21 protein-coding genes are annotated in these 20,144 nt (G+C 33.4%); 14 read left to right on the top strand and 7 right to left on the bottom strand.

From position 1 onward, the window contains the following. Positions 1 to 141: 141 nt before the first annotated feature. Complete coding sequence (gene lexA, locus MHI39_RS15425) at positions 142 to 765, bottom strand: transcriptional repressor LexA (protein WP_058006535.1); 624 nt, start codon at positions 763 to 765, stop codon at positions 142 to 144. A 163-nt stretch (positions 766 to 928) separates the two neighbouring features. Here lexA and MHI39_RS15420 point away from each other — a divergent pair, with 163 nt between their 5' ends. The 4 genes from MHI39_RS15420 (at position 929) to tkt (ending at position 4,433) form a co-directional block, all read left to right on the top strand. Beyond that, entirely contained in the window at positions 929 to 1,252 is a 324-nt protein-coding gene (locus tag MHI39_RS15420) for a LysM peptidoglycan-binding domain-containing protein (RefSeq protein ID WP_058006534.1), read from the top strand. 9 nt (positions 1,253 to 1,261) lie between these two features. After that, complete coding sequence (locus MHI39_RS15415; RefSeq protein ID WP_180212980.1) at positions 1,262 to 1,906, top strand: recombinase family protein; 645 nt, start codon at positions 1,262 to 1,264, stop codon at positions 1,904 to 1,906. Between the two features lie 99 nt (positions 1,907 to 2,005). After that, the gene (locus MHI39_RS15410; protein ID WP_058006532.1) at positions 2,006 to 2,239 is read left to right on the top strand and encodes a DUF896 domain-containing protein; all 234 of its coding nucleotides are present in this window, start codon (positions 2,006 to 2,008) and stop codon (positions 2,237 to 2,239) included. Between the two features lie 187 nt (positions 2,240 to 2,426). Beyond that, entirely contained in the window at positions 2,427 to 4,433 is a 2,007-nt protein-coding gene (gene tkt / locus MHI39_RS15405) for a transketolase (protein WP_180212979.1), read from the top strand. Positions 4,434 to 4,502: 69 nt separating this feature from the next. On the opposite strand, the gene MHI39_RS15400 is transcribed toward tkt, so the two are convergent. From MHI39_RS15400 to MHI39_RS15390, 3 genes are all read right to left on the bottom strand, one after another. Further along, a complete protein-coding gene (locus tag MHI39_RS15400; protein WP_139254916.1) occupies positions 4,503 to 5,357 on the bottom strand; it encodes an IS3 family transposase in 855 nt (284 codons plus the stop codon). Between the two features lie 32 nt (positions 5,358 to 5,389). Beyond that, positions 5,390 to 6,067, bottom strand: a complete 678-nt coding sequence (locus tag MHI39_RS15395) for a helix-turn-helix domain-containing protein (protein WP_058006963.1) — start codon at positions 6,065 to 6,067, stop codon at positions 5,390 to 5,392. A 90-nt stretch (positions 6,068 to 6,157) separates the two neighbouring features. Next, the gene (locus MHI39_RS15390; RefSeq protein WP_259545714.1) at positions 6,158 to 6,724 is read right to left on the bottom strand and encodes an HAD-IA family hydrolase; all 567 of its coding nucleotides are present in this window, start codon (positions 6,722 to 6,724) and stop codon (positions 6,158 to 6,160) included. Between the two features lie 161 nt (positions 6,725 to 6,885). Here MHI39_RS15390 and sirA point away from each other — a divergent pair, with 161 nt between their 5' ends. From sirA to MHI39_RS15370, 4 genes are all read left to right on the top strand, one after another. Next, positions 6,886 to 7,326, top strand: coding sequence for a sporulation inhibitor of replication protein SirA (gene sirA / locus MHI39_RS15385; protein ID WP_071975629.1), 441 nt, complete (start codon positions 6,886 to 6,888; stop codon positions 7,324 to 7,326). A gap of 73 nt (positions 7,327 to 7,399) precedes the next feature. Then, complete coding sequence (locus MHI39_RS15380) at positions 7,400 to 7,618, top strand: YneF family protein (RefSeq protein WP_058003821.1); 219 nt, start codon at positions 7,400 to 7,402, stop codon at positions 7,616 to 7,618. Positions 7,619 to 8,983: 1,365 nt separating this feature from the next. Beyond that, complete coding sequence (locus tag MHI39_RS15375; protein WP_259545713.1) at positions 8,984 to 10,393, top strand: ABC transporter permease; 1,410 nt, start codon at positions 8,984 to 8,986, stop codon at positions 10,391 to 10,393. Positions 10,394 to 10,453: 60 nt separating this feature from the next. After that, on the top strand, positions 10,454 to 10,990 hold the full coding sequence (locus MHI39_RS15370) for an NAD(P)H-dependent oxidoreductase (protein WP_058003824.1): 537 nt from the start codon (positions 10,454 to 10,456) through the stop codon (positions 10,988 to 10,990). A 260-nt stretch (positions 10,991 to 11,250) separates the two neighbouring features. Here MHI39_RS15370 and MHI39_RS15365 read toward each other — a convergent pair whose 3' ends face one another. Together MHI39_RS15365 and MHI39_RS15360 are read right to left on the bottom strand one after the other, a co-directional pair. Next, a complete protein-coding gene (locus MHI39_RS15365; RefSeq protein ID WP_259545712.1) occupies positions 11,251 to 11,973 on the bottom strand; it encodes a DUF4352 domain-containing protein in 723 nt (240 codons plus the stop codon). Further along, entirely contained in the window at positions 11,963 to 12,520 is a 558-nt protein-coding gene (locus tag MHI39_RS15360; protein ID WP_259545711.1) for a sigma-70 family RNA polymerase sigma factor, read from the bottom strand. Before MHI39_RS15360 ends, MHI39_RS15365 begins: the two co-directional genes overlap by 11 nt. 228 nt (positions 12,521 to 12,748) lie before the next feature. On the opposite strand from MHI39_RS15360, the gene MHI39_RS15355 reads away from it, so the two are divergent. From MHI39_RS15355 to MHI39_RS15340, 4 genes are all read left to right on the top strand, one after another. Beyond that, complete coding sequence (locus tag MHI39_RS15355; RefSeq protein ID WP_259545710.1) at positions 12,749 to 13,171, top strand: NUDIX domain-containing protein; 423 nt, start codon at positions 12,749 to 12,751, stop codon at positions 13,169 to 13,171. 172 nt (positions 13,172 to 13,343) lie between these two features. After that, the gene (locus MHI39_RS15350) at positions 13,344 to 14,165 is read left to right on the top strand and encodes a DUF692 family multinuclear iron-containing protein (protein ID WP_259545709.1); all 822 of its coding nucleotides are present in this window, start codon (positions 13,344 to 13,346) and stop codon (positions 14,163 to 14,165) included. Positions 14,166 to 14,531: 366 nt separating this feature from the next. Beyond that, complete coding sequence (locus MHI39_RS15345) at positions 14,532 to 16,280, top strand: ABC transporter transmembrane domain-containing protein (protein ID WP_342539636.1); 1,749 nt, start codon at positions 14,532 to 14,534, stop codon at positions 16,278 to 16,280. 6 nt (positions 16,281 to 16,286) lie between these two features. Continuing rightward, positions 16,287 to 18,071, top strand: coding sequence for an ABC transporter ATP-binding protein (locus MHI39_RS15340; protein ID WP_342539635.1), 1,785 nt, complete (start codon positions 16,287 to 16,289; stop codon positions 18,069 to 18,071). Between the two features lie 267 nt (positions 18,072 to 18,338). Here MHI39_RS15340 and MHI39_RS15335 read toward each other — a convergent pair whose 3' ends face one another. Further along, positions 18,339 to 18,512: an aspartyl-phosphate phosphatase Spo0E family protein gene (locus MHI39_RS15335; protein ID WP_071975646.1), complete on the bottom strand. Its 174-nt coding sequence runs from the start codon at positions 18,510 to 18,512 to the stop codon at positions 18,339 to 18,341. 290 nt (positions 18,513 to 18,802) lie between these two features. Here MHI39_RS15335 and MHI39_RS15330 point away from each other — a divergent pair, with 290 nt between their 5' ends. Both MHI39_RS15330 and MHI39_RS15325 read left to right on the top strand, forming a co-directional pair. Further along, complete coding sequence (locus MHI39_RS15330; protein WP_259545706.1) at positions 18,803 to 19,510, top strand: cytochrome c biogenesis protein CcdA; 708 nt, start codon at positions 18,803 to 18,805, stop codon at positions 19,508 to 19,510. A 201-nt stretch (positions 19,511 to 19,711) separates the two neighbouring features. Further along, entirely contained in the window at positions 19,712 to 20,071 is a 360-nt protein-coding gene (locus MHI39_RS15325; RefSeq protein WP_180212964.1) for a response regulator, read from the top strand. Positions 20,072 to 20,144: the final 73 nt, after the last annotated feature.

The following is a 20,144-nucleotide window of genomic DNA, read 5'->3' as shown; positions in this document are numbered from 1 at the left end:
TGTTATGTATCTTTAACTTTGTAAACAGACATTTATCCTACAATTCTCCAGTTTTTATTCTGTAATAAATAGATATAAAAATGGTCGGATTAGATAAAATAAAAAAGACCAATTATTTGTTGAATTGGTCCCTCGTACATATTAGTGGATGATGTTACGGTATAATCCTATTACTTTTCCTAAAATAGTTACATTATTTAAAATAATTGGTGCCATAGTTGAATTTTCAGGTTGTAATCTGAAAAAATCTTTTTCCTTGAAGAAACGTTTTACAGTTGCCTCATCATCCTCTGTCATTGCTACAACGATATCTCCATTAATGGCGGTATGCTGTTGGCGTACAATTACATAATCTCCATCTAAAATTCCCGCATCAATCATACTTTCGCCGACAATTTCAAGCATAAAAATATTCTCATCAGCTGGTGCTAATTGTTCTGGAAGAGGAAAATACTCTTCTATATTTTCGATTGCTGTAATAGGTAATCCCGCTGTTACTTTTCCTAATAATGGAACATTAGTAACCCTTTGTTGTGGGATATTCTCTGTTTCCAAATCAAGTATTTCAATCGCACGTGGCTTAGTTGGGTCCCTACGAATTAAACCTTTAGTTTCTAATCTCGACAAATGTCCATGAACAGTAGAGCTCGATGCTAGTCCAACAGCTTCCCCAATTTCACGTACGGATGGAGGATATCCTTTTGACTTTACCTCAGTCTTAATAAAATCAAGAATATCTTGTTGTCTTTTTGTAAGCTTTGTCATAATATACACCCCCGGCTATTAAACTTCTCTTTACTTATTACTAGTATAGCATTTATATTTTACCAATACAAACATAAGTTCGAAAAAAACATTGACTTCGAATGTATGTTCGTTTTATAATGATATCAAATAAACGAACATACATTCGAAGGTGGGTTATTATATGATTACTCTATGGAAAAAATACTCTTATGTTATTATGTTAGTAGTTATTTCGATCCTTTTAGGATTATATATATTGATCTCGAGTGATGAAGATACATCAGGCTATCAAGAAATTGTCGTTAATGAAGGACAATCTCTATGGGAAATAGCTAACCTCTATGCTGATAATCATTCCTTAAGTTCACAGGAGTTTATTGAGTGGGTCTCTAAGAAAAATCAATTAAATGAGGATAATATTAAAGCTGGAGAGAAATTAATTATCCCGGTAAAGGCGAAACACCTATTAAATGATAATAGCAAGCTTGCATATGATATGGAGTAGAAATGAAGGATGAAATCAATTATATATTGTCGTGTCAGTACAAATAAACAAACACAGGAAACATCTTTAGAACGGCAAGAAGTCGAATTAATAGACGCTGCTAATCACTGGAAATTTGAAGTCACTAAGATAATAAAAGATCAGGCTAGCGGATACGATTTGGATAGACCTGGAGTACTAGAAATATTTGATCTTATAAAAGCAGAAGATATAGAAGCTATTTTAGTACAGGATGAAACAAGATTAGGTAGAGGAAATGCAAAAATTGCTTTGCTTCACTGTCTAAAAAAGGAAGGTGTAAAGGTCTTTTGTGTATCCCATCAAGGTGAACTGGAATTGTCCGAATCAGACTCTATGGTTCTTAATATTGTCAGTATGGTTGAAGAATATCAAAGAAAATTACATAATTTAAAAATAAAAAGAGGCATGAAACGAGCTGTAGAAAAGGGCTTTCACCCAGAATTTAATCTTAATGGACAGCGTAACGAGCAAGGAAGAGACCGGATTGAACTTCCTATTGAAGAAATTGTTCGTCTACGCCAAAATGACTTAACTTTTGCTGAAATTGCTGCTACCTTAAGAGGCTTTGGGTATAAAGTATCGAAAGCAACAGTTAATCGAAGATATCAGGAATATATGAAAAGTGAAAATTAATCTTATACGGGCTATTTCCTTGATAAGTTCAAATATATTTAGTACGATAACCTTATCGTTTTATAGCTATTTAGTTTTTATATAAAGGAGTAGCCATACATGCTTTCTAAAGAAAAAATTGCAAGAATTAATTTGCTTTCAAAAAAGGCAAAAGGTCAAGGCTTAACAGAAGATGAAGCAAAGGAACAATCCCGTTTACGTCGTGAATATCTTGAGAGTTTTCGGTCATCAATGAAAAACACTATTGAAACTGTTCGGGTTATTGATCCAAATGGTAATGACGTAACACCACAAAAAGTGCGGGATGTACAGGACAGAAAACGGTTACATTAATTATATGGAATGATTTATATAAAGGCTGAGTATTCAGTCTTTTTATCGTTTCACATAATTTTAAGAAAGTTTGCTATAAAACAGTTCAGCTTATGTTACTTTCTTAGGTATTAACAGTTGAGTTATAATACAAACATATCTAATATAATTAATTGGATGAATTCATGTAAGAGAGGATGTTGACAAAATGTTCGATAATACAGATCAATTAGCCGTAAATACCATTAGAACACTTTCCATTGATGCAATTGAAAAAGCTAATTCTGGACACCCAGGTTTACCAATGGGAGCAGCTCCAATGGCTTATACTCTTTGGACAAGAATGATGAATCATAATCCAAAAAATCCTGAGTGGTTTAACCGAGATCGTTTTGTTTTATCAGCTGGACATGGTTCTATGCTATTGTATAGCTTACTTCATTTAGCTGGTTATGGTTTAAGCATGGATGAAATCAAGCAATTTCGTCAATGGGGTAGTAAAACTCCTGGTCACCCTGAATATGGTCATACAAAGGGTGTTGAAGCGACTACAGGTCCTTTAGGACAAGGAATTGCAATGGCAGTCGGTATGGCAATGGCTGAACGTCATCTTGCTGGAGTTTATAATAAGGACAAATTTGATATAGTAGACCATTATACATATGCACTTTGTGGTGATGGTGACCTAATGGAAGGTATCTCAAGTGAGGCTGCATCTTTAGCTGCACATCTAAAATTAGGACGTTTAGTTGTCTTGTATGATTCAAATGATATTTCTTTAGATGGAGATCTAGATAAATCGTTCTCTGAAAGCATTGAAGGTCGTTTTAAATCATATGGATGGCAATATATTCGTGTAGAAGACGGGAATGATTTTGAGGCGATTGAAAAGGCGATAGCAGAAGCTAAAGCAGATGTTACACGCCCAACGATGATTGAAGTAAAAACAGTCATTGGTTATGGATCTCCAAATAAATCTGGAAAATCAGCAGTGCACGGTGCTCCATTAGGTGCAGATGAATTAAAATTAACAAAAGAATATTATAAATGGACATTTGAAGAGGATTTCTATGTTCCAAATGAAGTATATGATCGTTTTAATGAAACAATCGTTGAGCCAGGTGTGAAAAAAGAACAACAATGGCAAGAATTATTTGCTGAATATAAAAAAGCTTATCCTGAATTAGCTGAGCAATTAGACCGTGCGATAAAAGGTGAACTTCCTGAAAACTGGGATCAAGCAATTCCTGTCTATGAGGAAGGAAAAAGCCTTGCAAGCAGAGCTTCAAGCGGAGAAGTATTAAATGCTATTGCTAAACATGTACCAACATTTATTGGTGGATCAGCTGACTTAGCAGGCTCTAATAATACAATGATCAAAGAAGAAAAAGATTTCACTCCAGAACATTATGATGGACGCAATGTTTGGTTCGGCGTTCGTGAATTTGCAATGGGTGCAGCAATGAATGGTATGGCTTTACATGGTGGATTACAAGTATATGGTGGAACATTCTTCGTGTTCTCCGATTACCTACGTCCAGCTATTCGTTTAGCAGCATTAATGGGACTTCCAGTAACTTATGTATTTACTCATGATAGTATTGCCGTAGGTGAAGATGGACCTACTCATGAGCCAATAGAGCAATTGCCATCCTTACGAACAATGCCAAATCTATCTGTTATCCGTCCAGCAGATGGAAATGAAACAGCAGCCGCATGGAGATTAGCATTAACATCTAAGGATAAACCAACAGCACTTGTTTTAACTAGACAAGGATTACCAACACTGAAATCATCTGCAGAATTGGCAAATGAGGGTGTTGCAAAAGGTGCTTATGTTGTTTCACCTGCTGAGGGAGAAACAGCTGATGTATTATTACTTGCTACTGGTTCTGAAGTAAATCTTGCAGTTGAAGCTCAAAAAGTACTTTTAAATGAAGGGATTCATGCATCTGTAGTAAGTATGCCATCATGGGATCGTTTTGAAGAACAAAGCGATGCATACAAACAATCGGTTATTCCGAAAACAGTGAAAAAACGCTTAGCGATTGAAATGGCTGCTCCACTAGGCTGGGAACGTTATGTTGGAGATGAAGGAGAAATCCTTGCCATTAATGGCTTTGGCGCATCTGCACCAGGTGGAAAAGTACTTGAAGAGTATGGATTTACTGTAGAGAATGTGGTTTCTCGTGTAAAAGCATTAATGAATAAATAAAACATAAAAGAGGCAATCCATTTGTGAATGAACTGCACCCTGTCAAGTAGACAGTATAAAAAAATAAAATTAGGCAATGGCCTTAGTTCGATATTCTATCGGGCTAAGGCCATTAAATTTGGCTTGTAAACGGTCTTGATTATAAAACTTTATATAATCTTTGATATCCTTTTGAAGCTCCTCAAAGGATTGATAATGATGAAGATAATATCTTTCTACTTTCAAAGTCCCCCAGAATGATTCCATGCATCCATTATCAATACATTTTCCTACTCTAGACATACTGTGGATAAGATGGTTTTTTTCGATTATCCTTTTAAATCCATTTGATGTATATTGAAAGCCACGGTCACTATGAATTAAACGTTGCTCATCATGTAAAGGATTCTTCGTTAAGGCACCTTTGATGGTTTTAAAGACTAAATTATTATCATTTCGATGTCCCAATACAAAGGATACGATAGAATTGTCATACAGGTCTAAAATAGCGCTTAGATAGGCCTTTTGACCATTCCCATATTTTAATTCTGTTATATCAGTTACCCATTTTACATTTGGGTGTACTGCCGTAAATTCTCGGTTCAAGATATTCTCTTCCACGTTATTATCAGATGGGCGATGATCCCATTTCTTTTTCCGTCGTATCTTTGATTGTAGGCCAACTAATCGCATTAAACGATGAATTCGTTTTGTGTTATAATGCTTATTCATTTTCCGATTGAGATTCATGGTAATACGTCGATAACCGTATATTCCATCCACCTTTTGATAAATCGCTTTAATTTCTTTAAGTAATCCGCGATTTTCGCGTTCCTGATCCGTTTCCTTTCGATTGACCCATTTATAGTATGAAGACCGATTGGTATGACTTATTGTACAAAGGAGCTGAATAGGGTAATTCATTCTTTCATTTAATTCCCGTATTGCACAATAAGCGACTTCATTCCGAACCTTGCTTAGTACCGCCTTCTTTCGATTTCCTCCAACTTTTTTAAAAAAGCATTTTCAGCTTCCAATCGATAATTTTTTGCTTCTAATTCCTTAATCTTTATCCTTAATTTCTCTTGTTCTGACATTTCTTCTTGAGGTTTCTTTCTTCCACGGTGATCCCGTAGGGACTCTGGTCCATCTGCTTCATATTTTTTTGTCCAACTGTATATTTGCTGGTAGCTAATTTGGAATTTCTTCATGACAGCTGAATAGTCATGGCCATTCTTTATACAAAAATGAACTGCCTCCACTTTCTCCTGGAAAGACAATTTTCTAGAATGAATCATAAGGGATTCCCCCTGACTTGTTTGTCTCGTTTCCTTATGATTATTATAGTTCTTTATCCAACCCCTGAGGGCGCCACGGCTCACTTTATGCCTTCTACATATTTCCAACATGGAATAATCACCAGATATATAGTCTTGAATTGCCCTTAATCTTATTTCATCCGAGTATTGTTTCCATCTGCGTGATTCCTTTAAACCATCAATACCATATAATTCATATTTATCTTTCCAGCTATGGAGTGTGGATTTAGATATTTTATATTCTTTTATCAAACTGCTGGGGCTCATTTCCCCCTCTATGTATTTCATTAAAATTTGATATTTCTCCTCGGTAGAATATTTACTTCTTTTTGACATAAAAAATCCCCCTAGAGTAACGACAGATTTTTGTTTTTTCATCTGTCCACTTTAAGGGGAGCATATCAGAATACAATGGATTGCCTTATTTTATTTTATGTATTGCATGAGCTGAAAAAAGTCTTTGTAATGGGAAAGATAATAATCTGCTCCAGCTTGATTATTTTGAAAGAGACAAGTCTTAATATTTAAGTTTTTGCCGGCAAGTATATCTAATTCTCTATCCCCAATGATTAAGTCGAGATCGTATTTTTGATGTAAATATTCATAAGATGCAGGATGAGGCTTCCGTGGAAAACCATTATCAATAGTAACTATTTCTTTAAAATAATATCCCCACTGATAATGAGTTAAAATATTTTCCACTTCTTTCCTCGTATTATGGGTCATGATGACATTTAAATTAGCGAACTGTAGAACTTTCTCAACATCTGGGAAAGGACGTATATCTTTAGGTGTGACCTCCTTATCGATTTCTTTAATCCTTTTCGTTTGCTCTTCTGTTAGCTGAAAATAATTTACCGCGTGAGTATAGGAGATTTTTAATTGTTGATAGATCACTTTTTCGGGAATATTTCCAAGAATTTGTTTAAAGCTATTTGTATATATTGGATATGTATCAAATAGTGTTCCATCAAAATCCCAAAGAATATTCAAAAAACTCACCCCTTCTACTAATTTCTAATTATAGTATACCTATTTTAAAAGAAATGGTCATTCGACAAAAAAATCAGACAAATGAAACAGTATTTGACAAAAAAATCAGAAAATAAGGTCTATAATAGGTTGAAACGATTCAAACTCGGGAGTGAGGTATAATGCGTGCCTATCAAATCTTTTTAATAGAAGATGAGGTTGCAGAGTATTATTATGGACGGGAAAGAATGTTTTACGACTTGTTTATTGAATATTTTCATGTAAGCGGCAGACTTAAACAAATCATTCGAAGGCAAATTGAATATATTACAAAACCAATTCCTATTTTACATATCCAGTATTTAGTGGGACAAGCCTTTGCAAAGAAAAAAGAATTAATTGTAGAGGGTCATGTGTATAAATTTAGGGATAGTGATCGGACAAATGGTGTAGAATTAATGATAGGAGAAAATAGTTTAAGGTTACAGGCATGGGGAAAATTTGATTCTGAATCAGCATTCTTAGAAATTTTAAGAAAATATGATGGTCGTTTATTAGCAATTGACTTCGAAAATGAACGTTATGGCTGGATAAAACCGATAAAAGAAAGAAAATACATTTGAAACACTATTGAAATATTGTATAATGATTGAGGATTTAGTACACTGTACATAGACAACATGAAGGAGGAATAGTATGGCCTGGTGGGGATATTTACTAATATTAGTTGCATTACTTGCTGGTATTGCACTAGGATTTTTCATAGCTCGTAAATATATGATGAACTATTTAAAGAAAAATCCACCAATCAATGAACAAATGCTTAAAATGATGATGACACAAATGGGCATGAAACCATCGCAAAAGAAAATCAATCAGATGATGAATGCTATGAATAAACAGCAAATGAAGTAAGACCTATAAACCCCTGGATACATAGGGTAACAGTGACATCATAAATTTTATATTGATGGTTATTGAAATCAATAATACGAATTAGTGAATTTTTCTCCATAATTATTAAGGTATAAATGGTTTAACTTTCACATTTGTAAAGAGACCACTCTTTTCGGTTAGAAACTTAACTAGAAAGGAGCGGTCTTTTTATGTTACTTAAAGAGGTAATGAAGGGATATAATTATTATTGTTTAGCAGAAGGTGTAAATAATAAATTGGAAAATAAAACCTTTTGAGACAATATAATAGATTACTCAAAGCATTGTTAGATACTTTTAGAATACAAGCTTAACAATTATAAAAACAGATGTTTAAATTATCAGAGGTATTTATTAGATTATTACTCTCATTGGCTAATGTAAAAAGCAGGAATTCAAAAGGAAATAAGGTTTTAGAGTTAAAAGGTGTGACATTTAATATGAATCATTTGATTCATTAGACTTTGTATTCCGATAAATATGCCTTAAATAACAAAGTGACTATTTTAGTACCTATAGAAGTATGCATTAATTGCATTAATTTGTGTGGAGACTTTGACTTATTGGATTTATAAGCTTTGGTTATATTTCTTAACCAGAATTTCAATCGCTTGATTAGAGTGGTATTATAATCTTTTATTACATATACATAATCATAAATTTCAGATGTAGCCTTAGGTTCTTTTTCAGATCAATCATTGATTCAGAAATTATAGTAATAGTATCTGTCCATCTTTATGAATGACTCTTATTTGATATTCCTCAAAATAAATATAAATCCCTTAATCTAAGGATTTTTTGAAAAAAATGTTAAAATCTAAAATTAAGAAGCGAGCGAATTAACTTTTAACTTCACTTTTGTAGTTGACACAATTGGTACCCAATTCTGATTTATATAACGGAGAAATTCTTTCTACAACATACACATTTCTTCTTTAGTATATAAGTTGTAAAAGTCACATTTTATTTAATAGGCACAATACTGCTTACTAGTCCTCGATATGAGCGATACTTTTTCAAACGCACCATCCTAAAACCCTATATTCTTCATTAATCACTGTACTGCTTTATAATTTATCTTTCATCCTCGATTATGTATTTCCACTGTAATGCAACTATGACTATATCAATAATTGGTTAAAAAAATTTGCTTAATTCCTTCTTTTACTTTTTAAAGAATGAACGGGAGTCAGGCTCCACTGCTTTAAACGGTAGCGGTGCAAAGGAGAAGAGTTACCAACACTTCTCCTTTTAATTCAATAGTTTTTTTTGAATCCTCATAATCACGAACAAGATGGACATAATAACATGACTAAAATATATTCGGTGTTAGGGGAATTCAATCGTGAATCAATTGTTTAAATTAAGCTCCTCTTGGTTTCCAATTTGGTTAATTTCTTTATTAATGCTAGTCATGGTCTTTGTATATCTGCCAATATTTAAAGGTGCAAAACAAAACATGTCTGATGTACCTCTAATTATTGTAAATGAAGATAAAGGAAAAATTGGTGATGCTATACTATTAAATCTTATCGAAAAACAAAATGGGAACTCTTTTAAATGGAAGGTAGACGAAAGTAGGGAACGTGCTTTCAACGATATAAAAAATAACAAAGCTTATGGAGCATTAATTATCCCTTCAGATTATTCAAAAAATCTTGGTGAAGTTCATGATACCCTTCTTTCTGGTCTTACGAATGGTCAACCAGCTGATTTAGAAGTTTTATTAAATGAAGGGATTGGACAAACTGCCACTATGATTGCAAGTAACACCCTTCAAACTGTCGCTTTATCTACCTCCAAAGAAATTAGCAGCCAATTTAAAGAAGAACTGCTGCAAAAAGGAATGAGCTTAGCGCCGGAGAATGCTTCACTATTGGACAATCCAGTGAAGATTGTTTCAACAAATGTACTGGGGCTGCCGGTTAATCTTAATAAAGGAATGACACCATTTGTTATGGCTCTTATATCCTCCATTACTGGGATGTTAGGAGCAAATATGATTCATGGATATCTTTTGCGCAGTAATGGTACTTTGAAAAAAAGAGGATCTGCATTAAGTGAATCTGAAGTCCTTACTTCAGAAATAATTTTTGGGTTCATATTAACATTCTTTGTGTCAATATTTATTCAACTAGGGGTATTTGGAATCTTTGGAAGTGCACATGCTTCAAGCATTTGGGCGATATTCCTCTTTACTTTTTTTAGTTGTACAACCATGTTTCTGTTATTTAAAACGATAGCGGTATTTTTAGGTGGATGGGGAATGTTAGTAATGTTCCCGGTAAATTTTATGGGGATATTCTCGAGTGGTGGAGCATTTCCATTATCAACGCTACCAATTGTCCATCGACTATTCAGTAATATTTTACCTACACGATATATTGTAGACGGTATTAGGGCTTTGCTTTATTATGACGGAAGATTAGAAGCAGGCCTTGGTCAAGCCCTAGGTGCACTTTCCATCTATTTTGTTTTGACATTAGCGATTCTTATTACATTCATTGCTAATATTAAGAAATATAAAGAAGTTAAACCGGTTGAAAGTGGAAAGAAAATTGGAGTAGAAGTAGAGAATGAAATTCCTCATAAATCACATAATCATGAGAATAGGGAGATTCACCATACTGGAGAGAAAGATGAACAGTTTCGTCAAGCATTAAGCCATCTAGCAAAAGGCAAACAAAAGGAGAAGCAGGAAATGGACGACGATGAGTTCCGTAATGCATTAAAATCATTACATAAAAAGAAATAAAAAAGAAAATCACGCTTCCTACAATATTTAAAACTCTTTAAAGTAATGGAGAGATAATAAATGAAGGTGTTTATTGTATACGATAGTGAAGGCGGACATACGGAAGCTTTAGCGAGAGCGATTGGTCATGGGGCAGAACAGACTGGAAAAGCTACTGTGTACGTCAAACATGTTGATGAAGCCGATGTCCATGACCTACCGGAAATGGATGCAATTATTTGGGGATGCCCCGGCCATTTCGGCAGTATTAGTTCTGGTTTAAAAAAGTGGATGGACAAACTTGGTTATCTATGGGCACGCGGTAAACTAGTGGATAAAGTGGGTGCTGTTTTTTGTACAATAGCCACAACACATGGGGGACTAGAAGCGACCTTGCTAAATCTTATTACTCCCATGCTTCATCAAGGGATGATTATTGTAGGTTTGCCAGGAAATATACCAGAAAATGCTCTATACGGTTCTTATTATGGTGTGGGAATATCGTGCCCCATTGAAAGCTCCGTACTATTAAATGAGCAAGATCAAGCACTGGGAAGAGCATTAGGTGAACGGGTTGTTCAAGTAACGGCTCAGCTTCAAAACGAAAACAGAAAATAGATGATATGTTCTCAATCCATAAAAATTTCCATTAAATCGGGATATGGGTAATTATCATATCCCGTTTTGATGCTAATAATAACATACAGTTCGTATATAGTTATGAACTAAGCCAGCATTCTATTAGCCTGTCTATGTTAAGATGGAGACCTATTGAACTTCGAATAACCAAAATGAAAAGCTTTGGGAAAAATAAATAAAGAAATCATCTTGAAAAAATCAACATGATTTCACTTTTGCAGACTATAGATAAATAATTGTTACTCCGGAAAGTACCATTCAGTAAAACTTTGAGATTCTTTGTCTAAATAAATAAATTTATACTTTTTAGCTTTAGGTATTTCAAATAACAGTTCACCACTTTTTGATTCTGATACTTCAAGTGGACCTTTGATCGATTCAACATTCTTAATATCTATTTGTTCTTCCATTCGATCATTAAAAAGTTTCATTGTCACTTCTGGTGAAATGAACAATTCTTTAATCCCTCTATTCTCTACTTTTATTAATACTCCTATGGTAATAAGCCCATGGTTGGTTTCTTGTTCATTAGATGGTACTACACGAATTTTATTAACTCTTACTCCAAGATCTCCAGTTCCTTTATACCCTTCACCTACTTTTAAACTTGTTTGCCTATTGCCGTAAAGTGCCGGAGGAAAATCATAAATATCAGTATCTTTAGTTTCTGCTAATGTCGATTCCTTATTTTTATTTGGTAAAGTTTCTTTTGTAGATTCATTTAAATCTTTCATGCTATTTGTAAGGAATATACCTACGAAGCTAATAAATAGCATCATAAAAGCAATAGTTAAGAAACGTGGAAACAATGTTTTTGAACGATACTGATGTTTAGAATAACGCTGTTTCTTAATCCCTTCACGAATATCTTCTTTTTGCTTATCAGTAAAATGTTCTCCGGATAAGATCGTGTTATCCAAAGCAACTTTCAAATTTTGAAACTCATCCTGGCTACTTCGCATAAATTTCCACTCCTTTATCTACTAGTTTTCTTAACTTTTCCCTACCTCTTTTCAAACGGACCTTTATTGTAGAATTCTTCGTTTTGAGTAGATCACTGATCTCATTTATAGTTAGTGATTCATAATAAAATAATATAATTACTTCACGATATTTTATTGGTAATGAAAGTACACATTCTGATAAATAATATTCATCTTCATTCTGAATAACAGCATCTTCAGGTGATTCTGTATAAGTATGTTGATGGGGATAAAGTTTATTTACTATTATTGTTTTTTTGTAACCTGTACTTCGTAAAATGTCTCTACAAGCATTAGTTAAAATAGAATATATCCATGTCTTAACAGACGAATCTCCTCGAAAATCCTTTTGTTTGAGGTAACATTTAATGAATGTTTCTTGTACGACGTCCTCAGCTAATTTCCAATCCTTTAAATACAGATAAGCAACACGAATTAACTTTTCACCGTAATCCATCATTAGGCATTCTAACCATTGATCTGTATCTTGGATTCCATCCAAACGATTATTATTATCATTAGTCATTATTGTTATTTCTCCCCTTTAGATAGCGACTACTGAATGGACGTATTTACTAACGGAAAGGTTACAAAAATTTGGTAATGATAATTTGGAAATAAAAAGCTATTATGTAAAACGTCTTTAAACTAGAAATTTTGTAAACTGTATAATGTTTTGATAAGAAATGTTTCTATTCTAAAGATTGGTAAAATGTTAATATATTTTAATAGATTTAGTTAAGGAGGGAATTTTTTGGAACAAAATATTTTCATACCACCAAAACATATAGTTTCCGCAGCAACCATTGTGCTTAATGAAGAAAAGGAAATTCTATTAATTAACGGACCTTGGAGAGGTTGGGAAATGCCAGGTGGGCAAGTGGAAGAAGGAGAGTCTTTGAAAGATGCTGCAATTAGGGAAACTAAAGAGGAAACAGGTATTGATATTGAGGTTTTAAAATTTTGCGGAATTTTTCAAAATGTAAACAAATCAATTTGTAATACGCTGTTCTTAGGAAAGCCTATTGGAGGTAAATTGACAACTTCATCAGAGAGTTTGGAAGTAGGGTTCTATCCTATTGAACAAGCTTTGAAAATGGTGACTGTAGGGAACTTCAGACAAAGAATTGAATACTGTTTGGACGAAAGCAGTCATCCATTTTATATAGAATTTTAAAAACATAAAAGTGAAACAAAAGGGGTATATACCTCCTTTATGTAGATATCTAAATGTGTGGAGAGATTAGTAGTTAATAATTCAAAAGAGTAATATTAATGAATCTTGCACAATAGCTTAAAATTGATTAAAGGGTTATATTTATTAAAAAAATAGTTATGAGGTGAATATCATGAAGGTAGCTGTTAACTATTCTACTGAGGCTGAGCAATTAATTAAAGACTCTTTAATAGATGTTGATGTGTTTAAATGTCCAGATTTTAGTAAGGAACTTATTCAACGAGCTGAGAGGACAAAGCCTTGTTATGTTCATTTTGGATTAAACGCAGGTTCTGGACAGATTGAAAATGTGGATTGGGCTTTAATTAAGGAATTAAAGAATTGGACTCAAACCCCTTATGTAAATGTTCATGCAGTTGCCTATTCAAAACATTACCCTCAGTTTGATGTACTAACTGACGAATCGTCTCACATTAATTTAGTGGTGGATGCAGTAATACGTGATATTGAAATAGTTGCCGATAAGATCGGCATAGAAAATGTAATAATGGAAAACGTTATCTGTCGAGGCAAGGGTGATAATATGATGAAATCAGTAATTGATCCTTTTGTTCTCTCGGAAATTGTTAATCGAACTGGATGTGGATTCTTACTAGATACTGCTCACGCTCAAATGACTTCAATATGCCTTGGGTTAAATGTCAAAGAGTATATTTCGCAACTTCCAGTATCTAGTCTTAAAGAACTTCATATTACGGGTATTCAAAAAGACGCAAACGGGCGTTTACTTGATAGTATGCCAATGACTAAAGATGATTGGGAACTAGCTTCTTGGGTATTAAGAAAAATAGAGAACGCAGAATTTTCAAAGCCGTGGGTAGTAGCGATGGAATACGGTGGAGTTGGACCTGCATTTGAGTGGCGTTCAGAAGAAAATGTATTAGCTGAACAAGTACCCGAGTTTTATAAAATGGTAAAGCTTAATCAACATTAGGATATGCTTATTAAGCTTACACAATAGGCAGCAGTAATTGGATATTGTGTTTTTTAAAAGAATTAAGTTTTCTGTAATAGGGACAGCCACCGCATTAGGAGGCTGTCCATTTTTTTGGGGGTAAAAGTGAAGTGTTGCTCAATTCGATTGAAGTGAAAAGCTATCTTTGAATGCTCAATTAATATCATTTTATCCTAAAAATGTAATATATTATGAATTAAAAATGAAAAGAAAGGTAGATTTTTAATAATCTTTATAAATACTCTTTTTCGTTATCAAAACATTTGGTAAAATTAGAAAGCATTTGTAATTCTGATATTATAGAATAAATGTTGTTATTATTCAGGAAGACAGCGAGGGATTGGGATGAAGGTTTTTATTGATTTAATGTGGTTTTTTAAGCAAGAGAAAAAAGCTTATATAACCGGAATAATAATATTAGCAATGGTGGCGTTTCTTCAACTGATACCTCCTAAAATTGTAGGAATAATTGTTGATACAATTAAAGAAAATCAGTTAACGGGAGTAATATTAGCAAAATGGATTGCTGTATTAATTATTGCCGCACTTGCCATGTATGTTCTTCGTTATTATTGGAGAATTATGATTTTTGGTTCGTCATTAAAATTGGCACGTATATTAAGAAATCGTTTATTTAGTCATTTTACAAAAATGTCATCCTCTTTTTATCAACAAAAAAGAGTAGGGGATTTAATGGCGCATGCGACAAATGATTTACAAGCAATCCAAGGAACTGCCGGGTCAGGTGTTTTAACGTTTGTGGATTCACTTATGACTGGTGGCTTTGTAGTGATCGCAATGGCTACAACGATTAGCTGGAAGCTTACGATTATAGCCTTATTACCCATGCCTATAATGGCAATATTAACAAACTATTATGGCTCATTATTACATAAACGATTTCATAAAGCTCAAGAAGCGTTTTCATCATTAAATGATAAAACACAAGAAAGCATTTCAGGAATGAAAGTAATTAAAACATTTGGTCAAGAAAAGGAAGATATTGAATCGTTCCGTACCCAATCAGAAGACGTTGTCAAAAAAAATATTGCAGTAGCAAAAATAGACGCTCTTTTTGATCCAACCATCTCAATTGTCATTGGCATCTCTTTCTTTCTATCTATTGTATTTGGTTCAAAATATGTATTAGCAAATGAATTAACACTTGGGGAGCTCATTTCTTTTACAACATATCTCGGGCTATTAATTTGGCCAATGCTTGCCTTCGGAAGTTTATTTAATATTATGGAACGTGGAAGAGCCTCATATGCTAGGGTAGATCAACTTCTATCTGAACCTATCGAAATGATTGATAAGGCAGAGGCTTTGAATACTGTACCGAAGGGTGATATTGAATTTAAAATTCAGTCATTTAAGTATCCTAATGAAACGAAACCAGTGCTAGAGAATATTCATTTTCTTCTAAAACAAGGGGAGACACTAGGGATTGTAGGGAAAACAGGGTCAGGAAAGACGACTCTTATTAAACTACTTTTACGAGAATTCGATGGGTTAAATGGAAAAATCCGTTTTGGAGAACATTTCATTGAAGATTATCAGATGGATCGATTACGAGAAGCGATAGGCTATGTTCCACAGGACCACTTTTTGTTTTCATGCACCGTTGGTGAAAACATCGCCTTTACAAATCCATCCACTAATCAAGACAATATTGAAAAAGCTGCTATAACAGCGAATATACATGAAGATATCCTTCAGTTTACAGAGGGGTATCATACGATGGTTGGAGAAAAGGGAGTATCGCTTTCTGGAGGGCAGAAACAAAGGATTTCTATCGCCCGTGCATTATTAATGAATCCAGAAGTACTCATATTGGATGACTCCTTATCTGCAGTTGATGCCAAAACAGAGGAAACCATTCTCAATGCACTGAAGTCAGAGAGGAAAGGGAAAACAACGATGATTGCCACTCATCGACTAAGTGCAATTAAACATGCCAATTTGATTCTTGTCTTAGAGGAAGGAAAAATAATCGAACGTGGAACGCATGATCAATTATTAAATCTAAATGGGTGGTATAAGTCAATGTATGAACGTCAACAACTTGAGGAGCTTGTTGAGCTTGGGGGATAAAGAGATATGGATAAGCAGAAAACAATGACTGGAAAAGAGCAAAGAAAAATTTTAATTCGCTTAATGAGCTATACGAAACCACATATGAAAATGCTTATATTTGCATTTTTTCTATTATTATTAGCGACGATAGGCGATATATATGGACCAATATTGGTAAAAGTGTTTATTGATGATTATTTAACACCTAAAGAATTCCCATATCAACCATTAGTAAATCTTGCTTTATTATATATTTTTATACAAGTATTTAAGGTGGTTGTTTCTTATTTTCAATTATATAAATTTCAAGAAATTGCTGTGAAAATCATCCAGCAACTTAGAATTGACGTTTTCTCAAAAGTCCATGGCCTTGGAATGAAATATTTTGATAAAACACCTGCAGGAAGTATTGTATCACGAGTCACAAACGACACTGAGGCAATAAATGATATGTTTGTGAATGTATTGGTTACCTTTATTCAAGGCTTCTTTTTAATTATCGGGATCTTTATAGCGATGTTTGCTTTAAATGTAAAACTAGCAATCTTTTGCCTATGTATTTTACCCATACTCGTTTTTATCATGGGACTATACCGAAAATATAGTTCTGCTTTTTACCAAGATTTGCGAGAGAGGTTAAGCCAACTAAATGCAAAATTAAGTGAATCATTGCAAGGAATGTCTATTATTCAAGTATTTCGTCAGGAGAAAAGATTTCGTAAAGAGTTTTCCGATATAAATAATAAACATTATAATGCTGGAATGAAGAATATTAAAATTGATGGATTACTATTGCGTCCCGCAATCGATTTAGTATATGTTTTCGCTTTAATTATTGTACTTAGTTATTTTGGAATATCTTCCTTTAATCATACAATTGAAATAGGCGTGCTTTATGCTTTTGTAAATTATTTAGATCGTTTTTTTGAACCTGTGAATCAAATGATGTTTCGTTTATCGATGTTTCAACAAGCAATTGTCGCAGCATCAAGAGTTTTTCGTATTATTGATGAAAAAGAAGTCGCACCTCATCAAGAAAGTAATCAGAATTTACAAATTAAAAATGGAGAGATTGAATTTAGAAATGTCAGTTTTTCATATGATGGGAAACGTGATGTACTGAAAAACATTTCTTTCAAAGCGTTACCTGGTCAAACTATTGCCTTAGTTGGTCACACAGGTAGTGGAAAAAGCTCCACTATAAATTTGATGATGAGGTTTTATGAATTTGAACGCGGAGAAATTTTAATTGATGGAAAATCAATAAAAGAGTATCCCATCAAAGAATTACGAACAAAATTAGGATTAGTATTACAAGATCCATTTCTGTTTTTTGGAACAATCAAGGATAATATACGTCTTCATAACCCAAATCTTGAAGATGGGCAAATTGAAGATGCAGCCAAATTTGTTCAAGCACATTCTTTTATTGAAAAATTACAAGACCGCTATGATCATAAAGTTGTAGAAAGAGGCTCTACTTTTTCAAGTGGTCAACGACAGCTTATAGCTTTTGCAAGAACAATGGTAACAGATCCGAAGATATTAGTTTTAGATGAAGCGACAGCTAATATTGATACTGAAACAGAAGAGGCAATCCAAGAGGCACTTGCAGATATGCGGAAAGGGAGAACAACAATTGCGATTGCGCATCGATTATCTACGATTCAAGATGCAGATTTAATTTTAGTTCTTCATCAAGGAGAAATTGTTGAACGAGGCTCCCATCAAGAATTAATTGCATTAAACGGGTTATACCACAAAATGTACTTATTACAAAACGGATTGAAAGAAGCGATTGAAAGTTAACCAAACCTTACTATAAAGTAATTAGAAACGTATTGCCTGTCAATGTAACAATGAACACTTCTTAACACTTCTTACTAAATATTTTCTCAACCATTGTTTCTATTTAGGTAATGTTTTAACTAAAAAAAGGTTGAATATAGACAAGTCCTTCATTCCTTTGATAAAAGTGCTGCAAACTAAAAGGGTAAAAATAAAAAACGGGTATCTTAATACTCGTTTTTTGCATTTTTGTGCATATATTTAGTAGTATATAGGGAGGATTTTCTATTAACCAATGGCCGTTTTCTTTTTCATATCTAATTGGATGTACTTTATTAGTAATCCGTCCAATTCTTGACTATATTTTATGGCCAAAGTGGAATTAAGACCTTCGTTTTTAACGATTTCTATTAAATCAGCCCGTTTTTTTTCAATTAGTTTTGAAAGTTGATTATTGTTCACGGATGATTTCCTTTCGTCCATAATTTTAATGATTGTTATTAATGAATGTTGTGTCTATTAGGCTGATAACCACTAGATTTAGTATAAAGAGCCTATTTATTTAAAGTATAACCAATCTTTTACACTTTTTCAAAACTTTTCTCTTGTGGTTTGTTGAAAAAGTAATGGTAGTTTCTGTTTACCCATATATTGTCTTTTGAAACTTAAAGAAAATTTTTCACACAATATTCGGTAATAACCTAGGGTAAACTCTGGTAAAATGAATAAAAATGGATCAGGAGATGTTTTTTATGACTGACATTAGTATATTTTTGGCACTTGGAGCAGGTTTTTTAAGTTTTATTTCTCCATGTTGCTTACCGCTATATCCAGCATTTGTTTCATATATAACGGGTATGTCTGTAAATGAATTAAAAGCGGAGAACGCGATGCTTCAAAAAAGAAGTCTCTTACATACGTTATTTTTTATTTTAGGATTTTCAATTGTGTTTATTGGTCTAGGATTTGGAACATCCTTGATTGGAAATATATTCAAAAACTATCAAGATCTTATTAGGCAAATTGGAGCCATTCTAATTATTCTTTTTGGATTTATAATTGTAGGATTTTTGAAACCAGAATTTCTAATGAAAGAACACCGCTTTCAATTTAAAAATCGACCATCTGGATATTTAGGTTCAGTACTGATAGGTTTGGCATTTGCTGCAGGATGGACACCGTGTACAGGCCCGATTCTTGGAGCGGTTATGGCACTAGGGGCAAAAAATCCAGGTTCTGCTATCCCATATATGGTTGCTTATGTATTAGGGTTTGCTATACCATTTTTTATTTTGTCTTTCTTTATTGGAAAGCTTTCTTGGATTCGTAAATATAGTAATAAGATTGTCAAGGTTGGCGGTTACTTAATGATTGTAATGGGTATTTTTCTTTTCTTTAATTGGATGACCATTCTTACTAGCTATATGTCTGCACTATTCGGAGGCTTTCAAGGTTTTTAGTTATCATTTTTCGTAGAATACCTATAAAGATTACTTATATAAGATTTGTTGATAAATATTAAGATATCCTGCTTTTTGATAGAATTGAAATTGTTTGAAATTGAATGGAAAGTTATGAAAATTTTTGATATATTTAATATATGTTATTAACAACCACTCAGAGAGAAATGGTTTAAGGTAGGATATGAGGGGGAAACATCTTTGGCCAAAATTTTAGTGGTAGATGATGCAAAATTTATGAGAGTTACTTTAACAAATATGTTAAAAAAGGCAAATCATATTGTGATTGGTGAGGCTGAAAACGGACGGGAGGCAGTCGAGCTTTATCGTAAATTAAAGCCGGAAATAGTCACAATGGATATTACAATGCCAGAAATGACTGGACTGGATGCTGTAAAGGAAATAAAAAAGGAATTTCCTGATGCCAAAATTGTCATGTGCTCTTCTATGGGGCAGCAAAAGATGGTAATGGATGCGATCGAAGCTGGTGCAAAAGACTATATCGTAAAACCATTTAATGAAAATCGTGTAAATGAAGCTATTGACAAAGTATTAGGATAGAACCATTCGTATAGAGTGGTTTTTTTGTTGCTTATAAAATATATCTTAGTCAGTCAACTTAAAAAGTGTTCCC

The sequence above is a fragment of the Heyndrickxia sp. FSL K6-6286 genome (genome assembly GCF_038630395.1).
Classification (GTDB): Bacteria; Bacillota; Bacilli; order Bacillales; family Bacillaceae_C; genus Heyndrickxia; species Heyndrickxia oleronia.
The sequence above is the reverse complement of the archived record's forward strand: the minus strand, read 5'-3'. Positions and strand labels throughout refer to the sequence as shown.